Source organism: Moraxella oblonga NBRC 102422 (assembly GCF_001598275.1).
In the GTDB taxonomy this organism is placed as follows: Bacteria; Pseudomonadota; Gammaproteobacteria; order Pseudomonadales; family Moraxellaceae; genus Moraxella; species Moraxella oblonga.
The window spans coordinates 1-20,993 of sequence record NZ_BCYQ01000014.1; the positions used below are offsets into that span (position 1 = coordinate 1).

General features: G+C 39.2%; 30 protein-coding genes. 12 read left to right on the top strand and 18 right to left on the bottom strand.

Annotated elements, in window-relative coordinates; translation table 11 throughout:
- Nucleotides 1-296: 296 nt before the first annotated feature.
- The 17 genes from MOB01S_RS05240 to MOB01S_RS12305 form a co-directional block, all read right to left on the bottom strand.
- Entirely contained in the window at nt 297-1,055 is a 759-nt protein-coding gene (locus MOB01S_RS05240) for a Slam-dependent surface lipoprotein (protein ID WP_066802381.1), read from the bottom strand.
- Nucleotides 1,056-1,164: 109 nt separating this feature from the next.
- Nucleotides 1,165-2,352 carry an Mrp/NBP35 family ATP-binding protein gene (locus MOB01S_RS05245; protein ID WP_066802383.1) on the bottom strand — a complete coding sequence of 396 codons (1,188 nt, stop codon included), beginning with the start codon at nt 2,350-2,352 and terminating at the stop codon, nt 1,165-1,167.
- A 10-nt stretch (nt 2,353-2,362) separates the two neighbouring features.
- Nucleotides 2,363-3,262 (bottom strand): segregation and condensation protein A, encoded by a 900-nt coding sequence (locus MOB01S_RS05250; protein ID WP_084349623.1) that lies wholly within the window; start codon nt 3,260-3,262, stop codon nt 2,363-2,365.
- A gap of 15 nt (nt 3,263-3,277) precedes the next feature.
- Nucleotides 3,278-3,691: a hypothetical protein gene (locus MOB01S_RS05255; protein WP_066802385.1), complete on the bottom strand. Its 414-nt coding sequence runs from the start codon at nt 3,689-3,691 to the stop codon at nt 3,278-3,280.
- A gap of 66 nt (nt 3,692-3,757) precedes the next feature.
- The gene (locus MOB01S_RS05260; RefSeq protein ID WP_066802387.1) at nt 3,758-4,114 is read right to left on the bottom strand and encodes a hypothetical protein; all 357 of its coding nucleotides are present in this window, start codon (nt 4,112-4,114) and stop codon (nt 3,758-3,760) included.
- An 85-nt stretch (nt 4,115-4,199) separates the two neighbouring features.
- A complete protein-coding gene (trpS, locus tag MOB01S_RS05265) occupies nt 4,200-5,249 on the bottom strand; it encodes a tryptophan--tRNA ligase (protein ID WP_066802388.1) in 1,050 nt (349 codons plus the stop codon).
- Between the two features lie 227 nt (nt 5,250-5,476).
- Nucleotides 5,477-5,872 (bottom strand): ASCH domain-containing protein, encoded by a 396-nt coding sequence (locus MOB01S_RS05270; protein ID WP_066802389.1) that lies wholly within the window; start codon nt 5,870-5,872, stop codon nt 5,477-5,479.
- The gene (locus MOB01S_RS05275) at nt 5,853-6,197 is read right to left on the bottom strand and encodes a hypothetical protein (protein ID WP_157073903.1); all 345 of its coding nucleotides are present in this window, start codon (nt 6,195-6,197) and stop codon (nt 5,853-5,855) included. The genes MOB01S_RS05270 and MOB01S_RS05275 overlap by 20 nt, the downstream gene beginning before the upstream one ends.
- A 294-nt stretch (nt 6,198-6,491) precedes the next feature.
- Nucleotides 6,492-7,016: a GNAT family N-acetyltransferase gene (locus tag MOB01S_RS05280; protein ID WP_066802391.1), complete on the bottom strand. Its 525-nt coding sequence runs from the start codon at nt 7,014-7,016 to the stop codon at nt 6,492-6,494.
- 20 nt (nt 7,017-7,036) lie between these two features.
- The gene (locus MOB01S_RS05285; RefSeq protein WP_066802393.1) at nt 7,037-7,285 is read right to left on the bottom strand and encodes a hypothetical protein; all 249 of its coding nucleotides are present in this window, start codon (nt 7,283-7,285) and stop codon (nt 7,037-7,039) included.
- On the bottom strand, nt 7,263-7,544 hold the full coding sequence (locus MOB01S_RS05290; protein ID WP_066802395.1) for a BrnT family toxin: 282 nt from the start codon (nt 7,542-7,544) through the stop codon (nt 7,263-7,265). Before MOB01S_RS05290 ends, MOB01S_RS05285 begins: the two co-directional genes overlap by 23 nt.
- 12 nt (nt 7,545-7,556) lie before the next feature.
- The gene (gene ilvA, locus MOB01S_RS05295; protein WP_066802397.1) at nt 7,557-9,098 is read right to left on the bottom strand and encodes a threonine ammonia-lyase, biosynthetic; all 1,542 of its coding nucleotides are present in this window, start codon (nt 9,096-9,098) and stop codon (nt 7,557-7,559) included.
- 8 nt (nt 9,099-9,106) lie between these two features.
- Entirely contained in the window at nt 9,107-10,492 is a 1,386-nt protein-coding gene (locus MOB01S_RS05300) for a DUF389 domain-containing protein (protein WP_066802399.1), read from the bottom strand.
- Nucleotides 10,493-10,525: 33 nt separating this feature from the next.
- A complete protein-coding gene (locus MOB01S_RS05305; protein ID WP_066802402.1) occupies nt 10,526-10,903 on the bottom strand; it encodes a PIN domain-containing protein in 378 nt (125 codons plus the stop codon).
- Entirely contained in the window at nt 10,890-11,126 is a 237-nt protein-coding gene (locus tag MOB01S_RS05310; RefSeq protein ID WP_066802404.1) for a hypothetical protein, read from the bottom strand. The genes MOB01S_RS05305 and MOB01S_RS05310 overlap by 14 nt, the downstream gene beginning before the upstream one ends.
- A gap of 70 nt (nt 11,127-11,196) precedes the next feature.
- Nucleotides 11,197-11,946 (bottom strand): YebC/PmpR family DNA-binding transcriptional regulator, encoded by a 750-nt coding sequence (locus MOB01S_RS05315; RefSeq protein ID WP_066802406.1) that lies wholly within the window; start codon nt 11,944-11,946, stop codon nt 11,197-11,199.
- Between the two features lie 81 nt (nt 11,947-12,027).
- A complete protein-coding gene (locus MOB01S_RS12305; protein WP_157073905.1) occupies nt 12,028-12,252 on the bottom strand; it encodes a hypothetical protein in 225 nt (74 codons plus the stop codon).
- A 115-nt stretch (nt 12,253-12,367) separates the two neighbouring features.
- On the opposite strand from MOB01S_RS12305, the gene MOB01S_RS05320 reads away from it, so the two are divergent.
- The 4 genes from MOB01S_RS05320 to MOB01S_RS05335 all read left to right on the top strand — a co-directional run bounded on the left by MOB01S_RS05320 (nt 12,368) and on the right by MOB01S_RS05335 (nt 15,661).
- Nucleotides 12,368-13,195, top strand: coding sequence for an ion transporter (locus MOB01S_RS05320; RefSeq protein ID WP_066802408.1), 828 nt, complete (start codon nt 12,368-12,370; stop codon nt 13,193-13,195).
- A 119-nt stretch (nt 13,196-13,314) separates the two neighbouring features.
- Nucleotides 13,315-13,884, top strand: coding sequence for a dCTP deaminase (gene dcd, locus MOB01S_RS05325; protein ID WP_066802409.1), 570 nt, complete (start codon nt 13,315-13,317; stop codon nt 13,882-13,884).
- Between the two features lie 28 nt (nt 13,885-13,912).
- Nucleotides 13,913-14,200 carry a polyhydroxyalkanoic acid system family protein gene (locus MOB01S_RS05330; RefSeq protein WP_066802410.1) on the top strand — a complete coding sequence of 96 codons (288 nt, stop codon included), beginning with the start codon at nt 13,913-13,915 and terminating at the stop codon, nt 14,198-14,200.
- A gap of 3 nt (nt 14,201-14,203) precedes the next feature.
- A complete protein-coding gene (locus tag MOB01S_RS05335; RefSeq protein WP_066802411.1) occupies nt 14,204-15,661 on the top strand; it encodes a D-alanyl-D-alanine carboxypeptidase/D-alanyl-D-alanine-endopeptidase in 1,458 nt (485 codons plus the stop codon).
- Nucleotides 15,662-15,738: 77 nt separating this feature from the next.
- Here MOB01S_RS05335 and MOB01S_RS05340 read toward each other — a convergent pair whose 3' ends face one another.
- Complete coding sequence (locus MOB01S_RS05340; protein ID WP_066802413.1) at nt 15,739-16,035, bottom strand: CopG family transcriptional regulator; 297 nt, start codon at nt 16,033-16,035, stop codon at nt 15,739-15,741.
- Between the two features lie 156 nt (nt 16,036-16,191).
- Here MOB01S_RS05340 and lolA point away from each other — a divergent pair, with 156 nt between their 5' ends.
- The 8 genes from lolA to MOB01S_RS05380 all read left to right on the top strand — a co-directional run bounded on the left by lolA (nt 16,192) and on the right by MOB01S_RS05380 (nt 20,965).
- Nucleotides 16,192-16,806 (top strand): outer membrane lipoprotein periplasmic chaperone LolA, encoded by a 615-nt coding sequence (gene lolA, locus MOB01S_RS05345; protein WP_066802415.1) that lies wholly within the window; start codon nt 16,192-16,194, stop codon nt 16,804-16,806.
- A gap of 160 nt (nt 16,807-16,966) precedes the next feature.
- Complete coding sequence (gene ndhC, locus MOB01S_RS05350; protein ID WP_066802417.1) at nt 16,967-17,572, top strand: NADH-quinone oxidoreductase subunit A; 606 nt, start codon at nt 16,967-16,969, stop codon at nt 17,570-17,572.
- A 25-nt stretch (nt 17,573-17,597) separates the two neighbouring features.
- On the top strand, nt 17,598-18,311 hold the full coding sequence (locus tag MOB01S_RS05355) for a hypothetical protein (protein WP_066802419.1): 714 nt from the start codon (nt 17,598-17,600) through the stop codon (nt 18,309-18,311).
- 123 nt (nt 18,312-18,434) lie between these two features.
- On the top strand, nt 18,435-19,103 hold the full coding sequence (locus MOB01S_RS05360) for an NADH-quinone oxidoreductase subunit B (RefSeq protein ID WP_066802421.1): 669 nt from the start codon (nt 18,435-18,437) through the stop codon (nt 19,101-19,103).
- Nucleotides 19,104-19,127: 24 nt separating this feature from the next.
- Nucleotides 19,128-19,922, top strand: coding sequence for a PhzF family phenazine biosynthesis protein (locus MOB01S_RS05365; RefSeq protein ID WP_218016070.1), 795 nt, complete (start codon nt 19,128-19,130; stop codon nt 19,920-19,922).
- A gap of 6 nt (nt 19,923-19,928) precedes the next feature.
- Complete coding sequence (locus tag MOB01S_RS05370) at nt 19,929-20,099, top strand: acetyltransferase (protein WP_066802423.1); 171 nt, start codon at nt 19,929-19,931, stop codon at nt 20,097-20,099.
- Nucleotides 20,099-20,491, top strand: coding sequence for a type II toxin-antitoxin system death-on-curing family toxin (locus MOB01S_RS05375; RefSeq protein WP_066802425.1), 393 nt, complete (start codon nt 20,099-20,101; stop codon nt 20,489-20,491). The genes MOB01S_RS05370 and MOB01S_RS05375 overlap by 1 nt, the downstream gene beginning before the upstream one ends.
- A gap of 87 nt (nt 20,492-20,578) precedes the next feature.
- Entirely contained in the window at nt 20,579-20,965 is a 387-nt protein-coding gene (locus MOB01S_RS05380) for a hypothetical protein (protein ID WP_066802427.1), read from the top strand.
- Nucleotides 20,966-20,993 lie beyond the last annotated feature (28 nt).

The following is a 20,993-nucleotide window of genomic DNA, read 5'->3' on the forward strand; positions in this document are numbered from 1 at the left end:
GGTTCCAGGGTTTGTATTTACATTGGAATTACCCCCTGTATTTGGTGTTATAACAGGTGTGCTTGGTTTTACTACACTACCACCAGAACTGCCACCGCCTCCACACGCTGTCAAAGCAAGGGTTGACGAAATGGCAACGGCAAGTGCCAGTTGATTTTGCTTTTGCATAGAAAACTCCAATTATGTTATATCATTTCAATATTGACATTATACAAAAGCACAACACGCTTGTAAAGAGGCTAGACAAAAACAAAACCCCACCGATGTGGCAGGGCTTTGTTTTTTTTTGGGCAAGATTATTGTTTGGTTGCCCCAAACACACCGCCAAAGGCTTTTTCATTATTGACGTAAGCACCACTAATCTCTTGGGCTTTATCGCCAAAGAATGCCCCACGAGTTTCTGTACCTGCACTATTTTTACCATTAAAACTATTGCCAGAAATGGTGGCATTGAGAGCGATATTGGACACTTTTGCATTGCTGATAGAGCCCGACAAAGTCTTTTTACCAAAATCTACTTTAAATTCAGACGTGCCTTGTACCATTTGACTGTTGCAAGTTTCACAAGCATAAATAGATTGACCTTTATAGTTAGCGGTACCTGTGGTAGGTACGTTAGCAACTGGGGTTTTTTCGCCTTGATAAAAATAGTATTCCATTTGGGCATTTTTATCACGAACGAAACCATATTTGGCATACTTCATGTGTGTGCCACTAATGGTGGTGTGAAGCTGAGCGTTATTGATGTCGCCAAAACTACCAAAAATGATATTTGGTGAGCCGATATTGAACGTTTTACCATCAACATTTAGAGTATTGATATTATCTGTGTTTGTATTGATAAATTTACCATCGGTGTCAGCTTTGGTATTGACGACTAATGACTCACCAGAAATCTGAACTTTGGCTGGATTGGTGGGATTGGTTGGGTTTGGTTTTACAACTGGGGTGCTTGGTTGTGCGGTGCTACCGCCAGAACTGCCACCACCGCCACACGCTGTCAAAGCAAGGGCTGATGAAATGGCGATAGCCAAAGAAAGAGCGGGCGTTTTCATGATAAATCCTTATAAAAATAAATAAAATGTCAGTGCCATACTGACATTTTAAGTATACAAAAATACTGTATTACTGTAAAGGATTTATTTTACCCATGCTAAAAATAAGCTAAAAAATCCGCCCATCATTGCGTACTTTGGCATATTTGACAATGTTATCATCAATTTTTTTGGCAATGTCCATGTAGTAGGGGGCGAAATTGTCGCCTGCGATGACGCTTGGCGTACCTTTATCGGCGTTGGCTCTGATGTCGCTGGCAAGTGGTAGTTGTCCCAGCAGTGGCACGCCATATTCTGTTGTCATTTTATCGGCACCACCCTGCCCAAAAATGGCTTCGGTATGCCCGCAGTTGGTGCAAGTGTGTAGTGCCATATTTTCAATAATACCCATGACAGGGATATGGGTTTTGGCGAACATTTCCACGCCTTTTTTAGCATCAAGCAGGGCGATGTGCTGTGGTGTGGTTACGATTACTGCCCCTGTGATGGCAATGCGTTGAGCGAGTGTGAGCTGTATGTCGCCTGTCCCAGGTGGCATGTCAATGACAAGATAATCCAAGTTTGGCCAGTTGGTTTGGTTGTATAGTTGCATTAATGCTCCTGTTGCCTTGATGCCACGCCATGCCACAGGTGTGCTGTCATTATCCAACAAGCTACCAATAGAGAGCATGGCAAGCCCGTGAGCATTAATGGGGATAAATTGGTCGTTTTCTACATCAGGTTTAAACCCTGCCACACCCAGCATATCAGGGATAGAAGGACCGTAGATGTCAGCGTCTAAAATGCCGACTTTTTTACCCAAATTTTGCAATGCCAGTGCCAAATTGACGGCGGTGGTGGATTTGCCTACTCCGCCTTTGCCAGAGGCGATAACAATGGTATGCTTTATGCGAGGGTGGGGTGCAAGGCTATCTTGGGTAGGGGCTTTTTTGTCGGTGTGTGTCATGGCGATGTTTGTATCTGTGTTTGTGGGTGTGGTTTGTTTGGGGTTAAAAGTTTGGGTGGTGTTGTGGGTGCTTTTGATTTTGTCAGATAAAGTTACTTGAAAATTTAATTCATTAATGCCAATGCTTTGTAATGACTTTTGCAAGCTATCATATACACGCTCTACGACTTTTTCGTTGATGTCTTTGGGTAGTGTCAATGCCACATCAAGTATGTCGTCATGGGCAAATTTGGTAGTAATAAAATCCGTTAAAGGTTTTTCAAGCAGTGTGTGAGTTGCCAGCAATTCATCAATTTGAACGGTGCTGGGTGTGGTTTTGGGGGTGTTATTTTTTTTAAATAAACCAAACATATTATTTCTCTTAATGTAGCCAATAAATCATCTGTCCACCCAATGTGTCATCGCTGTCTTTGTGGGGTAAAATCTGCTCAGATTTGGCATAAGCTTTGGTGCTGTTTTTGGGAGTTTGGGCAAGCTCAAAATCATCAGTTTCATCAACTTTATCATCATTACCAAAACCCACCAAGCCTCGCTTGACCAGTTCCAAAATTGCTACAAAACTTACCACCACGCCCACACGCCCCTGACTTTTGTCCAAGAGTTCATAAAAAGTCGCCATGCCTTTTTCGCTCAAAATACGGCTGATTTTGGCAATGCGGTCGGGCAGTGGTACAAGGTCGGTTTTAACCGTGTGCATTTGTCCAACTGGGCGAATTTGCATATTGATGAGGCTGTTGATGAGGATTTCTGGGTTGAATTTGGGGCGTTCTAACTGTATGGCTTCAATGCTTGGCAAGCTGGCATAAGCCACAAACACATCTCGCTCCAAACGAATGAGTTTATCAAGGCGAATGCTTGCCTCTTTGATTTGGGCGTATTCTTCAAGACGGCGAATGAGGCGAGCTTTGGGGCTTGGTTCATCGCCTGCGATGTCAGGTTGGGGTAATAATAATTCACTTTTGATGGCAATGAGGGTACTTGCCATCAAAAGATAATCCCCTGCCAGCTCAAAATAGGTGTCATCAAGCTCTTTGATATACGCCAAATACTGCTCTGTGATGGGCAAAATGGCGGTTTCGGTCAAATCAAAATTGTTTTTTTTAACCAAATACAATAAAAAATCCAAAGGACCTGCAAACTGCTCCAACCAAATCGCAAAGGCTTGGGGAGGGATATATAAATCATCGGGCAATGATGCAATGGGGGTATCATAAATGCGGATACCAATTTCAATGTTTGGGTTGGTGGGATTACTGGTCATGTGAATTGGGTTTTATTAAGGGGTTTGTCTTGTCAAGATGTCTTGGATAATTGCTTGTGTATTCTCATCAACTTCGTTTAACTTATTCTTTAATAGTTGAATTTGATTGGGAGTAAAAGTTTCAAATTCTAAACACAACAATGCGTGTTGCCAAACCAATTCCTCTTCGCTTTCCAAAAAGACATTAAATACTTTATCACGGGTATTTTCATTATAAAAATTATCAGAATATTTTGTAATAACTTTTATAATTTCAACCACTAAAAATTCATCTAAATTTTTGTGATTATCCAACTCTTTATTTAAAAATTCAAAAATTTCATTATCAACAACCAATCCACTGTGATAATAAAAATAGGACAATACATCGTATTTATCATCTTCATCTGATGATTGATATTCTTTAAAAAATTGAGCCTTACTAACCATAAAAATAACCTTAATTGGATTTGACATTATTTAAAAATGTGTTGATAGAATATATTGCCTATCTAATTAAACATTTTTAAGTTGTTTGGTGTCACTCACCCAATAATATTTTCCGAAGATTGGATGCGGAACAATTTTTAAAAGCCATTTAAAATTGGTATAATGATTGGTTTTATTTAAGATAAGCATACCATTTGCCAATAAATTATCAGGTTGATTATTTTCATCAACATCAAAATCAAATACAGACAGTATTTTTCCTACTTCTAAATAAATTTCTTCACCATTGGAGTTGGTAATAATATCTGCATTTGGCAGTATCAAAATATCCAGAAAAGGGGTATTAAAATCTACCCATATTCTTGGTTTGTCCAAAAGAGAAGTATCGCATTTTGGAAGTTCTTTTTTGATAAATTGCACCATTGTTAATTTTAAATAAGGGTTAATAAATTGATTGTAAGGTACATATTTTTATTTTAAAATATGTACCTTTTTATTAAACCAATATTTATTTCAACTTCGCCAAAGGCTTAATGCCAATCGCTCGTCTGGTTTTATCCAGTTGTTTTTGGGCGACACGGCGAGCTTTGATTGCTCCCATTTGTAAAATTTCTTCAAGCTCTTTGGGGTTGTTCATAAGCTCCAAATACCGCTCACGCATGGGGGCGATTTCATTGTCAATTTTGTTAAACAAAATCTCTTTGGCTTCGCCCCAACCAATGCCTGCTCTATAATGCTGAGCAAGGGTGTTAATCTCATCGGGAGTAGCAAAGGCCTTATAAATTTCAAAAATATTGCACTCGTCAGGATTTTTGGGTTCTTCGGGGGCTTGGGAGTTGGTTACGATTTGGGCAATGGCTTTTTTAAGGGCTTTTTGGGGGTCAATGGTGGGGTTGCCATCGCCAAATAATGGAATGGTGTTGCCGTAGGATTTGCTCATTTTACGACCGTCAAGCCCTGTCAGTAGGGGGGTATTTTCATCAACAAGAGCGGTAGGCTGAATAAACAGTTCTTTGTATTTAAAATTAAATGTCCCTGCAATGTCCCGAGCCATCTCAATGTGCTGAATCTGGTCTTTGCCCACAGGCACATGGGTGGCATTAAACATCAAAATGTCAGCACTCATGAGTACAGGATAGCTAAACAGCCCCATCGTGATGCCATAATCAGGGTCGGTGTCTTCTTTGGATAGGTTCATATCCACAGAGGCTTTGTAGGCATGGGCTCGATTCATGAGTCCCTTGGCACATGAGCAGTTTAAAATCCATGCAAGCTCCAAAATCTCTGGAATGTCCGATTGGCGATAAAAGGTGACTTTTTCGGGGTCAAGACCACAGGCAAGCCAAGTGGCAGCAATGGCACGAGTGGAACGATGAATTTCATCAGGGTCAAAGCATTTGATGATTCCATGATAATCCGCCAAAAAGAAAAAAGCGTCATCGTCTGTATTTTGCACTGACTGTATGGCAGGGCGAATTGCCCCAACATAATTGCCCAAATGTGGAATGCCTGTGGTGGTAATGCCTGTTAAAATGCGTTTTTTGGTGGTGTCGGTCATGAGTTTTCCTAGATATAGATTGATGATATTATAGCGTAAAATCTTGGGATAAAATAGGGGCGGTTATTCAAAAATAAATGCCCCTTATGCCTTGCGTTTGTTAAATTGGGTTAAATGGATTGATTAAGTTTGATTTTAATTTGTTAAGCAGTTATCATAAAATCAATTGATTTAATACCGTTTGCTATAACAACCATATTTATCAATCAGTTGCAACTGATTTAAAATTATAATACCTTAACCACCCTAAACTTGGTAAACAAAAGCCCCATCTTTTCATCAAACACCCCATATTTTTCAAAAAATGCTTGATGAGCGGTTCGCCAATAGCTAAGCGATAAATCGCCTTCGCCTTCTTGTTTTGCTAAATTTTCATCTACTTCATCAAAATTTTTGATAAATTGGGCGACAAGTTGCACCACGCATTTTGGCGTGCTTTGACCGTCTGTGATGACTTCAAATCCGCCCACCAAAGTCTTGTCATTTTCTTCTAAATGCCAAAGTAGAGCAGTACAAGTTAAGGTTTTTTTACCGTCTAATACAAGCTGTACCAGTTCGTCCGCCATTTCGGGACTATCGCCAAACGACCAATGGGGTAAGGTGTCAAGGTTTGGAATGTTCATTGATTTTTTCCTTTAATTTGTTAATCCACGCCTGTGTTTCTGGGGTTTTGGTATAAGGATTTAGGGTAAATTCTTTATTGTAGTTGGAACTGTCCGCCCAACTGATAAACCTTGCTTTATTTCCCAATGTGGTAGGATTTTTAAAGGTTAATTCTACCACATTATTTTTGATGGAAAATAAATAGCGATAAGTAACAGATTGGATATTACCATAATCTATTGTTTCACTCACCTTACCATTTCTAATAAATAACCCATTTTCTACTTCTTTGACTTCATCGGCAAGAATTAAAATATTGCTTTTCATATAATTAAAAGTCATCATATGAAAAGCAATCATTACAATCACAAAAATGAAAAATATGATTGATGAATTGCTTGCCATTGATAGAGCGGTTAAGGTAAAAATACTGATAAAAATTATCCCAATAAAATACATTATTTTATATTGTATTTTATAAAAATAAACCGTATAACTAGCAATGCTTTTTGGGATTAAAGTCATATTTTCTACAATTCCAATTATGGTAATCTTAGGTATGTACGACGCACCAATACACAGTTTATGCCAGAACGATGCGTAATACGCACCTTACCATTATAAATAAATAACCTTTAATCACAATACAATCCAATAGCGTCTAATCATTTTATCATTAAAGGGCAGTATATTTTCCAAAATACCGCCATTAGATTCAATGACTTTTGATGAACCAATATTTTTATCATCACAAGTAATTAAGGCTTTATCAATTTGTTTATCTTTTAGGACGGATAAGCCAAAGGCAAGGGCATTTTTGGCAATGCCTTGTCCTTGAAAGGCTGGGTGGGTGCTATAACCAATATGACCGCCGATTTTTAATAAAAATTCAGTTAATTCATAGCGAATATTGACAATACCCACCACCTGATTGTCTTGATAAATAATAAAAGTATCATCAGCTACTTTATCATAACCAAATAAATTTATGCCAACAGGGGCATTGACATAGTCTAGCCATTTATCAAAATTGCTTTCATCAAAGCAAGCCAATTCTGCTCCGCCGTGAATGCCAGTTTCATCATAATGTGCTAAATAGGCGTTTTTAAAGGCGAGTACCGCCTGTTTGTCGTCAAAGGTGGGTTTTTTAAAAGTTAGGGTCATTTTATTTACCTTATTAAGTGTTAAGCGAAAAATCCTCTTAATACTGCATTCATTCTTGTCATTTCTTTTTGATTATTGGCATTGGCTTTGATAAGTTGCCAAACATCAGGCTCTATCATTGGTGGTTTTTCAACTGTATTTTCTAGATTGCTTTGACGATTTTTTAATGCCAACTGAATATGTAATGGCAATTCGTCAGTTCTAACAGCATTTTCAAAACTGACTTTGCCCATTTTTTCATAAAGTTCAGTGGAAGTTTCGTTTTTCATACATTTTCCTTTGGTGCGGTTCACATAGTCGTGATGAAATCAGGCAAATATTATCGTCTCTAATTGTCCAATTTACAATTAAAAGTCTGGCTTTATTACTCATACCAATAGTAAAATATCGTTCTTCGCCATTATAATCACCAAAATCAGGCTCGTGCAAGGCATAAGGGTCATCTAATATTGAATTGGCTTCATCAAAATCAATATTGTGTTTATTGATATTGATTTGTTGTTTATTGGGGTCAAATTCCAAATCCATTCTATCATATCTCTATTTTAAAAACACTCCATAGCCGACATTATCCGTCAAATCCTCACAAAAATAGCCAATGTCATTTAAAGCGTCCACAATCTGCCGTGATGAGCCAGCACTGGCTTGCAGTCCGACAAGCACACGCCCTTCTGCCGCTCCGTGATTGCGGTAGTGAAACAGGGTGACATTAAAATCTTGCCCCAATTTTTCAAGGAAATTTAATAGAGCGTTGGGGCGTTCTGGGAACATTACTCGGAACAATTTTTCGTCATTTAGCCGACCGTGTCCGCCAATCAAATAGCGAATGTGTGTTTTGGCAACTTCATCATCGGTCAAATCATAAGCATTATAGCCGTTTTGGGCAAACATCGCCATCAAAGTCGTCCGCTCGCCTTGACCATCTTTGAGCCCAATGCCAACAAATACTTGGGCGATGTTTGGGTTTGTGGCGTCCGTACGATAATTAAACTCGGTGATGTTACGCCCTTGTAGCGTGCGACAAAAGTTCAAAAATGCCCCTGTTTGTTCGGGCAGTTGCACGGCAAAAATCGCCTCTTTGTTTTCGCCAATTTCGGTGCGTTCGGCAACATATCGCAGGCGGTCAAAGTTGATGTTTGCTCCTGAAATGATGGCAATGCAGTTTTTGTTTTGTAAGTGGTTGAGTTTGATGTATTTTTTAAGACCAGCCACCGCCAATGCCCCAGCCGTCTCCACAATAGAGCGATTTTCTTCAAAAATATCCTTAATCGCCGCACAAATCTCATCGTTATTGCAGGTAATCACTTCTTTTTCAACCACCGCCCCTGTGCCGTCTGATTTGGGCATTGTGATGACTTCAAAGGGCGTTTGACCGATTTGGGCGACCGCCACACCATCGGCAAAGAGCGACACTTGGGGCAGTTTGACAGGCTTGCCGACCTCTAACGCCGCTTTTAGGCACGCCGCCCCCTCTGGTTCAACGGCAATCACCTTGATGTGTGGTGCAACCGCCCCCAAAAACCCTGCCACGCCCGCAAGCAGTCCACCGCCCCCACACGCCACAAAGACATAGTCCACCTCACGCCAATCTTGGCTGATTTCAAGCCCCACCGTGCCTTGCCCTGCAATGACAAGTTCATCGTCATAAGGGGCAATGTAGGTCATACCCTCACTCTGTGCCTTGTCAATGGCAAAGCGGTTGGCTTCATCAAAGCTATCGCCGTGCAAATGCACCGTTCCGCCTAAGTTTTTGACCGCTTGCACCTTGATGTCTGGGGTGGTTTTGGGCATCACAATCAGGTTTTTGAGCCCCAATTTGTGAGCCGAAAACGCCACGCCCTGTGCGTGGTTGCCAGCAGAGGCACAAATCACCCCTGCTTGTTTTTCGCCATCGTTAAGCTGGCTGATTTTGTTGTACGCCCCACGCAGTTTAAAGCTAAATACAGGCTGTAAGTCCTCTCGTTTTAGGCGAATGTCATTGCCAAAACGAGCCGAGAGCTTGTGGGCTTTTTCAAGTGGCGTGCGATGGGCAACATCATAGACGGTGGACTGTAAAATGGTGTGAAGTAGGGGGGTTGGCATAATAATCCTTAGGGTGTTTGAATTTGTAGAATGAGCTGGCTATCGTTATCATTAAGTCGCACTTTTAACCACTCATACAATTTATCTTTGTCATTATCCGCTATCGGTGTGGATAATTCAAGCCAAATAAAAGTATTGTTGGTTATTTGCCAATTGTCATTGTCTTTTTGGCTGATATTGCCTTTACCAACAAAGATTTTTTGAGCGGTTGGAAAGTGAATTTGCAACTCTTTTAATAACTGTTCATTATTAACTGTTTGTTTGATTTTGTTTTCTAAATTTTTAATATGGTTGGCTTGTTTTTCTAATTGCGTTTGCAATTGTGGTAATGGGTTATTTTGATTGTGTTGTAATTGCCGATACAATTCTCTAAAACTTTCTTGATTACCCCCTGCGTACAAAACACTAACTTTGGTATGTTTAATACCTGATAAAACAAGCTGTTGTTTGATTTGATTGGCTATATCATTATTATCACCTGTACCACTAATAATCAATCTTAGAGCATTGTTTTTATGGTCAATGTCTTTTTGCAATATCCACAAAGTTTCTTGTTGTTGTTCAATCTGTTGAATTACTTGATTGATTTTATTATTAAACAGTTCTTGTTTTACCAATTGAATGGCCAAATAACCACTTGGTAGCATTACAAGTAAGGTAATCACAATTAAAATAATCTTTTGTTTTTTAATATGACTTTGGCTAATTAACCCTCTTCTTGGTAATTTTAATAGACGGCTTATCAATAAAGAGGCAATGGCAATAAACACACCATTGATGGTAAATAAATAAAATGCCCCAAAAAAATAATGCCAATTGCCTTGCGATAATCCATAACCTGCCGTACAAAGTGGTGGCATTAGGGCGGTGGCAATGGCAACCCCAGGAATAACATTACTACCTTCTTTTCTGGTCATTGCAATCATACCTGCCAAGCCACCAAAAAAAGCAATGAGTACATCCCAAAGGGTTGGTTGCGTGCGTGCCAATAATTCGCTTTGGGCGGTGGTTAAAGGCGTAATAGAAAAATACAAAGTGGCAGTTAATAAACTAATACCAATAAAAATAAGCAAATTTCTAAATGCAATTTTAATCAATCGTACATCAAAAACGGCAATACCATAACCAATGCCAACAATTGGACCCATTAAGGGCGAAATTAACATTGCTCCAATAATAACAGCCGTACTGTTCATATTAAGCCCAATGCTGGCAATAAAGATTGCAAACATCAAAATCCAAAGATTTGTACCAGCCACTTTGACATTACTTCTAATTTCATTGTCTATTTTGTCTGGGTGGGCTTGGCCATACGATAGATTAAAGATTTCATTTAATTTGGAAAATGAAATGGGTTCTTTGTCTTGTTGTGGACTGGTATTTTCTGTACTCATTGGTTTTTGTTTGGGTTGGGCCTAAAATAAAAATTAGCGAGCGATTTCTTGTTGATATTTACCTATCAAACCTACATCAAGACTTAACAACTCTAACTTGTGAGTTAATTTAGTTGCTAATATAATAGCATCTGGCAATTTGATTTTATGACGTTTTCTTAGATCAATCACTTTATTTTCTATGCCAAAATCTATTGAAATTTTATGAAATCTTGATAATAAAATCGTCAAATTCTTTTCATCTTCTGGCGTAATATGAGAATAACCCAATGCTTCAAGGCGGTTAATTACGCTAATGGCACATTCAGACGAGCGAATGTTTTTATCAATCAAGATTTGCAAAACTTCTGGACTTTTCTTATGAAATTCCAAAATAAAACAAGTATCCAATAAATAGTTAATCCCATTCATCACGCAATTCCTTTTGAATTTCTAAGCCACTGCGGGTTAATTGGGATTTTGGAAAATTTTGAATAAAGTCAATCAGTAATTCATCATCTTTTGGCTTAGCAAAAGATTGTAAGGCTTTTTCATAAGCACTAATGGTAATAAAATCTTGAATGCTTTGTCCATTTTTTTGAGCCACTTGTTCAATCACTTGTATCGTTTCTTGTGGTAAGTCTAAAACAATCATCATTATCCCCTCAAAAACAAAAAAGACTATGACAAAACCATTTATCATAGTCTTTATTTTCTATGATAAATCAAGCATCCAGTTGTGCCATTACTTCATCACTAAAATTGACATTGGTATAGACTTCTTGAACATCGTCCAAATCTTCTAACATATCAATCATTTTGAGCACTTTTTGAGCATCATCAATATTGTCAATGTCGGCAGTGGTAGAAGGCGACATGGTAACTTCGGCATTATCCGCTTTTAGTCCTGCTCCTGCAAGAGCGTCCATCACCGCCCCAAAGTCGTTTGGTTCGGTAATCACAAGCAAACTTTCGCCATCATTTTCAATATCGCTTGCTCCTGCTTCTAGGGCAATCTCCATCACTTTGTCCTCAAGTGAGGTATCATTAAAGATAATCTCGCCTCGCTTGGTAAATAAATATGCCACCGAACCTGATGTGCCAAGATTGCCACCGTGCTTGGAAAAAGCGTGGCGAACCTCGCCCACCGTGCGATTGACATTGTCGGTCATCGTCTCAACAATCACCGCCACACCACCCACGCCGTAGCCTTCATAGGTAATTTCTTGAACATTGTCGCCCTCACCACCGCCTTGACCTCGTTCAATGGCTCGTTTGATGACATCTTTAGTCATATTGGCAGCATTGGCTTTTTCCAAAACAGCACGCAAACGAGGGTTGTTGTTTGGGTCTGGGTCGCCCCCCTTAGAGGCAGAGACGATTTCACGGATAATTTTGGTAAAAATTTTGCCCTTTGCGGCATCTTGTTTGGCTTTGCGATGTTTGATATTCGCCCACTTACTATGACCTGCCATAATGCACCTGTATCAGTAAAATATAAAATAAAAATTGATGAAATCGCTTATTATACCGTGTTTGATGGTCTTTGCCAATCACTATTGACAGTACTTCTGATTAAACATGTTTTCTTGGTGTTCAGGCGATGTTATCATCGCATGTCCTTGTTCATGACGTGGTACTGGAATGTAGCGTGTGCAGTTGGGGTCATATTTGGTATTGTGGGGTGGGGTGGTGAGTTCATGGTTTATCTGTGATGTTGCACAGCCTGTATTCATCAAAACCAGTAATAACAACCATGAAAAAGTGATGTTTTTTGTCATAAATCAAACTCCATACATTGATGTTTCATTATAACACATCATCAAAATTTTGTAAAAAACTCATGCCTTTAATGTTCTTTATGATAAAATAGCACAAAAAAACTCTCAATACACCATGAAAACCACTCATAAAAAGCACCTACCTTTCAAAGAAAAAATCCACATCATCATCGAGGGTACGGACACGCCATCAGGACGATTTTTTGATGTATTATTACTCATTGCCATTGCGTTGAGTGTGGTTGTGGTCATGCTTGATAGTGTGTTATACCTGCGTTTGCAATATGGACGGCTATTTTTTTATGCTGAATGGTTTTTTACGTTATTATTTACCTTAGAGTATTTGCTTAGATTCTATTCTGCACCCAGTCGCAAACGTTATGCGTTTAGCTTTTTTGGTGTGGTGGATTTGCTGGCATTATTGCCCAGCTATTTAAGTCTATTTTTTGTTGGTACACAGTATTTGCTGGTTGTGCGTATTTTGCGTATTTTGCGTGTCTTTCGGGTATTTCGCCTCAAATCCTATATGCAACAAGCGGGATTTTTAGCAGCAGCCTTCAAAACCTCCCAACATAAAATCACCGTGTTTTTTTTATCACTGTTGTTACTCGTTACTATTTTTGGGTCGGTGTTATATGTGGTTGAAGGTCCAGAAAATGGCTTTACAAGTATTCCACTCTCAATTTATTGGGCGGTCGTTACGCTCACCACCGTAGGTTATGGGGATATGTCGCCAAAAACACCCATCGGTCAAGCCATTGCAAGTATGGTGATGATAACAGGTTATGCCATCATTGCTGTACCAACGGGGATTTTTACGGCGGAACTGACTCGCACCATGCGACCCCAGCTCCACCCTGTATCTTGTCCAAATTGTGGGAAATTTGGTCACGCCTCCAATGCTAAATTTTGCGACAGATGTGGGCATGAGCTACATATCTAAGTGATGTGGCAAAATGCTATAAATTACAAATTTGATTTTTATTAATTTTTTATTAAAAACTTTACCACTATCCAAAATGTGCTATAATAGTTGGCTGATTTTTGTCAATAGGGGGAGATGTGTCTATTAAATCCGATCGCTGGATACGCCAAATGGCAGAGCAATATGGCATGATTTCGCCATTTGAGCCAAACCAAGTCCGTTATAATGAACGTGGTGATAAACTTGTCAGTTATGGTACATCAAGCTATGGTTATGACGTGCGTTGTGCCAATGAATTTAAGGTGTTTACCAACGTACATTCTGCCATTGTTGATCCCAAAAATTTTGATGAACGCAGTTTTATAGACATCGTAGGTGATGAGTGTATCATTCCACCCAACTCATTTGCACTGGCTCGTACGGTGGAATATTTTAAAATCCCTCGTGATGTTTTGACAATCTGTCTTGGCAAATCCACCTACGCACGTTGTGGTATCATCGTTAATGTAACGCCCCTAGAACCTGAATGGGAGGGTCATGTTACCTTAGAATTTAGCAACACCACCAACCTACCAGCTCGTATCTATGCAGGGGAGGGCGTGGCTCAAATGCTGTTTTTCCAAAGTGATGAAGTGTGCCAAACTTCCTACAAAGATAGGGGTGGCAAATATCAAGGACAAACAGGCGTAACCCTACCTAGAACTTAATTTAACTCATTTTAAAAAGAGAAGTATCATGTCAGACATTCGTTTAGAAAAAGCCCACAACTTTGATTTTGCAACTGCTCGCACCAAAGCCAAAGAGTGGCTTGCTGAAGCTAATGAGCGTTTTGGTCTAGATGTTCAGTACCAAGAAGGTGAAACGGCTGATACCGCCACGATTAGTAAAGCAGGCGTGAATGCCAAAGCAGTATTAGATGCACAAAAAGTTGTTTTTGAAGCAGAGTTGGCGTTTTTGGCAAAACCTCTAAAAACTCCAATCACAAATGGCATTCAGCAGGGTTTGGATAAATATTTTGCCTAATTTATGAAATCTTTGACCACACTCATGGCAGGTATGGCAATGGCGATACTGTCGTTGCCTGCTTTTGCCAATTTACCTACACCCATCAGCGATAAAATCGCCCAAACCCAAGTCAATCCCCAAGATGTGAGTATTTGGGTCAAGCCCCTAGACGGCGGTACGCTTGTGATGGATTATCATTCAAGCACACCCAGAATCCCTGCTTCCACCCAAAAACTTGTGCCTACGTTTGTCGCCTTACATACACTTGGTGAGAACCATCATTGGTTCACACGCATTTATACTCGTGGCATACAGATAGGGTCGGTATTACATGGTGATGTGATTGTCAAGGGTAGTGGCGACCCATCTCTTACACATGAGCGATTGAATGCCATGTTGGAGCAACTGGCTCATAAAGGCGTCAAGCACATTAAAGGCGACATCATCGTGGATAATAGTGCGTTTAACAACGTGGCTTATGATGTGTATGCTTTTGATGGGCAAGGACTTCGTGCTTATAATGCACAGCCAAATGCATTGCTGATTAATTACGGCACGATTAGTGTGGACATGACACCGTCAGGACATGGCGAACTGACAGGTGAAACGAACAAACTTGGCAAACCCATCACTCGTTTTGTAGCGAATGGTAATGACGTGGCGGTTAATGTCTTGCCTAAAATGGCGGAGTTTGACTTTCCAAAAATGTTGATGGGTGGGCAGGCGTGCCAAGAGCCAAGATTTTCTTTATCAAAAACAGCATTATCCATTAGCCAACCTAGCGTTGGTTGTGGAACGATGACGTACTGGATTACTATGCCAAATGGCGATGAGTTTGTTCGCCGAGCGATTTTGGGTACTTGGCAAAGTATTGACAAAGACTTTACTGGGCAAGTGCGTGTTGAATCTGCCAAAACTTATGGTTTGCCGATTGTTAGTTATCCATCCAAGCCTCTATCCGCCCAAATTTACGACATTAATCAACATTCCAATAATGTCATGACTGAACAAGTGGCATTGTCATTACCTTTGGTGACAGGGCAGGCGGTGAGTGATTATCCAAGTGCATTTAAATTTATCAATGATTGGTGGCAAACCAACATGACAACCCAAGCTCCTGTGATGACTCGTGCATCTGGACTGTGCCGTAATTGTCAGATTGCCCCAAAATCTATGGGTGAAATGCTAGAATTTGCCTATCATCAGCCAAACTTTGAAGTATTTAAAAATTCACTACCCATCGCAGGGCAAACAGGTACGATGATAAAGTTGGCTCAACGTAATCCCAACCACCCCGCCATTGGGCGAGCTTTTATCAAAACAGGCACGCTTGATAATGTAACAAGCATGGCAGGCTATGCTCTGGACACACAGGGTAAATGGTATGTGGTGGTTGGCATGATTAATTCGCCCAATGTTGCCAAAAGTGGAGCAATAGAGATTTTAGATGAAATGCTAGCACAAGTAACCACACACTAATTCATAGGTCATAGGGTGTTATAAGCAAAAGCGGTATGAACTTACCGCTTTTGTTTTTGGTTTAGTGTGGGCGAAAGTTATTCACATTTTTTATTAAGGTTGGTGAGTGCCTCATCAATGATTTTTTGGCTCACACCTTTGTTTTTTAATTCTTCAATGAACAGTACATCTTGGCTAAAATCATAATTACAATTATCACGATGCAACCCTTCGCGGATATAAAAACGAATTAAGCCTTGAATGGTGTTAAAACCGTGTTCTGCCATCGTATGTTCTAAATGTGCGATAATCTCTTCGGAGAGTTTGAGGTGTACAGGACGCATGATGGTCTGTGGGTGGTCGGAAAATTGGTTTTTGATTTTGGGAGAAAGCATGGTAATGACATTTGAAATGAATTTGTAAGATTATAGCAAAATGACAATTTTTTTTCAAATCAAGTAACATTGCCGTCTGATTGGTTGCAAAAATATGCTAGATTGCAACATGAAAAATTGGCATAATAATCACACTTTCTAATCGGAGCTTATCTTATGTCTTTTTTTACAAAATCTCTTACTGTTGCTGTTTTGACCTTGCCTGTTTTTGCGTTTGCTAATGATGGAGCGGTGAAAAATTTTAACAAACTGATGACCAATACCAAGTCAATGACGGCAAATTTTAGCCAAACCACCAAAGCAAGTGGCAAAACTCAGCAGTTTAGTGGTAGTATGGCGGTACAGCGTGGCAACCAATTTCGTTGGGAGACCAAAGTACCTACCGAACAACTTATCATAGCCAATGGTAGCACGATGTGGATTTATGACAAAGATTTACAACAAGTTACCAAGCAATCAGTCAATGGGCAAATGGGCGATACGCCTGCCATCTTGCTTTCTGGTGACACCACTCAGATTGGCAACAACTTTACCATTACCCAACCTAATAGTGGTAAAAACTATTATGTATTAAAGCCAAAGAGTGCCAATGCCAACTTTAAAGATTTGGCGATTAGTTTCAATGGCGGTAAGCCTGTGATGATGGTGATGAATGACAACATGGGACAAACCACAACTGTGAAATTTAGCAACATTACCATGAATAAAAAAATCAGTGCTAACCAATTTAGCTTTACGCCACCTGCAAATGTTGATGTGATTGAGCAATAATTAATAATTATTATCAATTGATAAAAACTCTGATATGAAAATGTCAGAGTTTATTTATTGGCTTTCTAATAAAGTATGGCTGTTTAGTATTTTGTGGTGGGTTTTTAGAAAAAAAATGTGCTATAATATACCGCTGTCAAGAATATAAACAGGGGTGTGTATGTCAGCCCAATGGTCGTCCATTGTCTATCTATTGTGTGCAATCGGTTTGGTTGCCTTTATGCTCATTGTCCCACGCCTTTTGGGGGGCAAATCATCAGGTTCTCAAAAGCACGAAAATTTTGAAGCAGGGGTATTGCCTGCTGGTTCTGCTCACATTCGTTTGTCCGCCAAATTTTATTTGGTGGCGATTTTTTTTGTGATTTTTGATTTGGAAGCGCTGTTTTTGTACGCTTATTCGGTCAGCGTGCGAGAAGTGGGCTGGGTGGGCTTTTTGACTGCCTTTGTGTTTATTGCCATTTTGTTTGTCGGTCTTGTTTATGAGATGAAAATGGGGGCGATGAATTGGTCGCCTGCCGACAAACGAGGCAAAAAACCCCGTATTTTATCTCGTCCTGCCGATTTTAACTTGGCAAGCATTACCGCTTTTACCAGTATTGATGAGTTGCACACCGACCCCACAGGCAAAGTGCCTGCTCAGTCGTCTGGGCGGATTTTTGCAGGGCGTAAGGACTTACAAGCCGTGCTAGAAAAAGACAAAACTGATATGGCAAACATTGACCATATCAATGATACAGGGCGAGTTACCACGCAGAAGTTTGATTAAGAATTATTAATTATAAGGACATAAAATGATACTTTTCCCAAACTTTGACGAGGTTTTTTATGAAGCCGATGACATTCATAAAATGGTCTTTTTTCCATTATTGACAGTGGATTTGGAAACATTGAACAAGAATGAGGGTAAAGTTCATTTTGTATCGGTTTTTGGTAATGGTAATCCTGAATTGACTTCTCATAATACTGCTTTATTTGATTATGATAATATTCGTTTTGAATGGGACGGTAAACGCTATCATTTCAAAGGGGACTTATCTACAATTAAAAATATTAATGATATTCCAAAATGGTACGATGAAGCGGTGCAGGAATATACTCAATTTAAAAATGAATATTGTCTTTTAAAGTCTTGGCAAGATGCTAAAAACTCTAACTTTGCCATACAATGTCAAAGACGAGAGAAAATTGATTTTAACTATTATCATTATATAAGAATTCTTATCAATTATTGGACAACCAAAGAAATGTATTTAAAAACAGGGTATTTTATTCAAGGCTCTGTTTATTTGGATGGCATTTATGGTGATTTGGATAAATTCAATCCCAAAGAATATGAAAGAAAATCAACCATTGGCAAATTAAGCGATAAATCTGCAACCAATCGCAGTAATGAATTGATTGGTAAGGTTTGTGGTTATAATTATATAACAAGTGGTGAAGATGAAATTAAGCTATATATTGACCGCAAAAACAATCAAGTTTTTGAAAAATTTTATTGGAGTTAGTTTTTAAATTTAAAACATTTAACCTTAACTTTAAAAAGGTGTTTACGATTATTAAAAAAGTTTGCACCTAATATGATACTCAATTTCCCATTAATGCCAGTTTTAAAAAACAAGCAGACAACTATGAAATATACCCTAACACGCCCAAACGAAAACGCCAACACTTATCCACACACCACTCGTCAAGTGGTGGACGACATTACCCAAGCGGAAGTTGAAAAAAATGTCTTTTTGGGCAGTCTTGAAAACCTCGCCCACGCTGCCGCCAACTGGGGTCGTAAGCACTCGCTTTGGCCGTTTAACTTTGGTACAAGCTGTTGTTATGTAGAATATGCCACCACTTTGACGGGCGTACACGATTTGTCTCGCTTTGGGGCGGAGGTCATTCGTGCTTCACCTCGCCAAGCCGATGTGATGATTGTTGCTGGTACTTGCTTTGTCAAGATGGCACCTGTGATACTGCGACTGTATGAGCAAATGCTAGAACCCAAATGGGTCATCTCAATGGGGGCGTGTGCCAACTCTGGCGGTATGTATGATATTTATTCGGTGGTGCAGGGCGTGGATAAGATCATCCCTGTGGATGTGTATATTCCGGGCTGTCCGCCCCGCCCAGAGGCACTCATTCAGGCGATTATGCTCCTTCAAGAGAGTATCACCAAAGAACGCCGTCCACTTGGCATTCATCTTGACCAAAATATCTATCAGCCGATTATGACCCCAGAGCGAGACCGTAAAAATGCCGAGCGGATTGCGGTGAAGAATTTAAGAAGTCCTGATAATGTGGAATAACCAATAATTTAATAAGGAATAATAATGTCAATCGCCATTCGTCAATTTACCGTTGATGCGTTTACTGATAAAGTATTTAAAGGCAATCCTGCCAGCGTTTGTTTGCTGGATAATTGGCTTGATGATGAGATTTTATTAAACATTGCCAAAGAAAATAATTTATCGGAGACGGCTTTTGTCGTTCCACAAGGCGATGAATTTGATTTGCGTTGGTTTACGCCAAAAGTAGAAGTCAGTTTGTGCGGACACGCCACTTTGGCAACGGCATTTGCTTTGCATTTGGCATTAGAAAATTGTCCAGAAATTTTAAAATTTCATACAAAAAGTGGCTTATTAACCGTACAAAAAATGGGCGATAAATTGTTAATGGATTTGCCTGTGTATTCCTTAACCAAAATTGATGACATTAAAGCCATTGGCGATATTTTGGGCGTAATGCCAACCGAAGTGTATTTGGGGCGTGATTTGTTGTGTGTGTTTGATGATGAAAATACCGTCAAAAATTATCAAGCCGATGATAATAAAATCACCCAATTAGATGGGGCATTGTGTCATTTTACCGCCAAAAGCCAAAATCCAGACTTTGATTGTGTGTCTCGCTCATTTGGGGCAAAAGTGGGTATATCAGAAGACCCTGTTTGCGGTTCGGGGCATTGTCATATTTTACCCTATTGGGCAAAAGTGCTAAATAAAAATACTTTAACCGCTTATCAAGCAAGCTCCCGAAGTGGTATTTTGTATGGTGAAATCAAAGGCGAAAGAATGATTTTGGGTGGGCAAGCGGTGTTATTTGCTAGGTCTGAGATTTATATAGGTTAAAAATAAATGAATGATAAACTTTTAAAATATGGCATTACCAAAGCCAACCGCCCCAAAATCCCCGCAACCAAACGCTTGGATTTAACAGGCGAACAAGGACAACAAATCATTAAATCTGAAACGAAACTTGTGTTACGGACACATAAAGAAACCTTTAAACGCTTGGCGGATATGTAATGGAAATTATTTGTTTTCCATTTGAGCGAGTAATTGAAATTAACGCTTACATTCTTTCTACCGAAAAAGGAATGAAAGGACAAGCCGATATTGGTAAATTACAAGGGGCTTTATCTCGGATTGATAATGCGATTTTGTATGAAGGCTTAAATGATGTTTTTGAAATTGCCAGTAAATACGCAAATAGCATTGCAATGGCTCACGCTCTATCCGATGCCAACAAACGCACAGGACTTGCGGTTGCCTTAGAATATTTATCGCTCAATGATTATGAAATCACAATAGACCATATTTTGATGGCGGACGCTATGCGTGATTTGGTGATTGGCGAATTATCTGAAAGTGAATTTGCTGATATTTTGTATTATCAATATTTAAAGAGTTCATTTTAATTTAAAATTTATTAAATGTAAAAATTGTATTAAAACGGTGTGTTATACGCACCTTATAATACCCAACCTATAAATAAGAGGGTTTTAATGAATTATGAAATGGCAAAAAATAAGTTAAAACCTTTATTTTTAACTTATTTGCAAGATGTCAGTCAAGAAAACTTTCCCAACGATATTAAGGTGTGGTGGTTTGGGTTGTATGAACCTTATGGGATTTATTTATTGGGTTCAAAAGAATTTGATGAAAATGATGAATATTATGATTGGGCGTGTCCAAACGATAATGATTTTTGTTCATTAACAAAAGCCCCTGATTTATCTATTTTATCAAAATGGCATTGGCAAGATGTTTTGAAAATTGTCCAAGAAATATTAACAGAATTATTTAATGAAAATCCTAATTTGACTTTATTGCAAATATCAAAAGTTGGATTGGGATTTGATGATGGCGATGGTATGTTGATAAGAGCATAACATATTTATTTTAAGAAGTAAGATGCGT

Coding starts and splice junctions, on each gene's coding strand:
- MOB01S_RS05240 (WP_066802381.1), bottom strand. CDS start 1,055: ATGAAAACGCCCGCTCTTTCTTTGGCTATCGCCATTTCATCAGCCCTT.
- MOB01S_RS05245 (WP_066802383.1), bottom strand. CDS start 2,352: ATGTTTGGTTTATTTAAAAAAAATAACACCCCCAAAACCACACCCAGC.
- MOB01S_RS05250 (WP_084349623.1), bottom strand. CDS start 3,262: ATGACCAGTAATCCCACCAACCCAAACATTGAAATTGGTATCCGCATT.
- MOB01S_RS05255 (WP_066802385.1), bottom strand. CDS start 3,691: ATGGTTAGTAAGGCTCAATTTTTTAAAGAATATCAATCATCAGATGAA.
- MOB01S_RS05260 (WP_066802387.1), bottom strand. CDS start 4,114: ATGGTGCAATTTATCAAAAAAGAACTTCCAAAATGCGATACTTCTCTT.
- trpS (WP_066802388.1), bottom strand. CDS start 5,249: ATGACCGACACCACCAAAAAACGCATTTTAACAGGCATTACCACCACA.
- MOB01S_RS05270 (WP_066802389.1), bottom strand. CDS start 5,872: ATGAACATTCCAAACCTTGACACCTTACCCCATTGGTCGTTTGGCGAT.
- MOB01S_RS05275 (WP_157073903.1), bottom strand. CDS start 6,197: ATGATGACTTTTAATTATATGAAAAGCAATATTTTAATTCTTGCCGAT.
- MOB01S_RS05280 (WP_066802391.1), bottom strand. CDS start 7,016: ATGACCCTAACTTTTAAAAAACCCACCTTTGACGACAAACAGGCGGTA.
- MOB01S_RS05285 (WP_066802393.1), bottom strand. CDS start 7,285: ATGAAAAACGAAACTTCCACTGAACTTTATGAAAAAATGGGCAAAGTC.
- MOB01S_RS05290 (WP_066802395.1), bottom strand. CDS start 7,544: ATGGATTTGGAATTTGACCCCAATAAACAACAAATCAATATCAATAAA.
- ilvA (WP_066802397.1), bottom strand. CDS start 9,098: ATGCCAACCCCCCTACTTCACACCATTTTACAGTCCACCGTCTATGAT.
- MOB01S_RS05300 (WP_066802399.1), bottom strand. CDS start 10,492: ATGAGTACAGAAAATACCAGTCCACAACAAGACAAAGAACCCATTTCA.
- MOB01S_RS05305 (WP_066802402.1), bottom strand. CDS start 10,903: ATGAATGGGATTAACTATTTATTGGATACTTGTTTTATTTTGGAATTT.
- MOB01S_RS05310 (WP_066802404.1), bottom strand. CDS start 11,126: ATGATTGTTTTAGACTTACCACAAGAAACGATACAAGTGATTGAACAA.
- MOB01S_RS05315 (WP_066802406.1), bottom strand. CDS start 11,946: ATGGCAGGTCATAGTAAGTGGGCGAATATCAAACATCGCAAAGCCAAA.
- MOB01S_RS12305 (WP_157073905.1), bottom strand. CDS start 12,252: ATGACAAAAAACATCACTTTTTCATGGTTGTTATTACTGGTTTTGATG.
- MOB01S_RS05320 (WP_066802408.1), top strand. CDS start 12,368: ATGAAAACCACTCATAAAAAGCACCTACCTTTCAAAGAAAAAATCCAC.
- MOB01S_RS05330 (WP_066802410.1), top strand. CDS start 13,913: ATGTCAGACATTCGTTTAGAAAAAGCCCACAACTTTGATTTTGCAACT.
- MOB01S_RS05335 (WP_066802411.1), top strand. CDS start 14,204: ATGAAATCTTTGACCACACTCATGGCAGGTATGGCAATGGCGATACTG.
- MOB01S_RS05340 (WP_066802413.1), bottom strand. CDS start 16,035: ATGCTTTCTCCCAAAATCAAAAACCAATTTTCCGACCACCCACAGACC.
- lolA (WP_066802415.1), top strand. CDS start 16,192: ATGTCTTTTTTTACAAAATCTCTTACTGTTGCTGTTTTGACCTTGCCT.
- ndhC (WP_066802417.1), top strand. CDS start 16,967: ATGTCAGCCCAATGGTCGTCCATTGTCTATCTATTGTGTGCAATCGGT.
- MOB01S_RS05355 (WP_066802419.1), top strand. CDS start 17,598: ATGATACTTTTCCCAAACTTTGACGAGGTTTTTTATGAAGCCGATGAC.
- MOB01S_RS05360 (WP_066802421.1), top strand. CDS start 18,435: ATGAAATATACCCTAACACGCCCAAACGAAAACGCCAACACTTATCCA.
- MOB01S_RS05365 (WP_218016070.1), top strand. CDS start 19,128: ATGTCAATCGCCATTCGTCAATTTACCGTTGATGCGTTTACTGATAAA.
- MOB01S_RS05370 (WP_066802423.1), top strand. CDS start 19,929: ATGAATGATAAACTTTTAAAATATGGCATTACCAAAGCCAACCGCCCC.
- MOB01S_RS05375 (WP_066802425.1), top strand. CDS start 20,099: ATGGAAATTATTTGTTTTCCATTTGAGCGAGTAATTGAAATTAACGCT.
- MOB01S_RS05380 (WP_066802427.1), top strand. CDS start 20,579: ATGAATTATGAAATGGCAAAAAATAAGTTAAAACCTTTATTTTTAACT.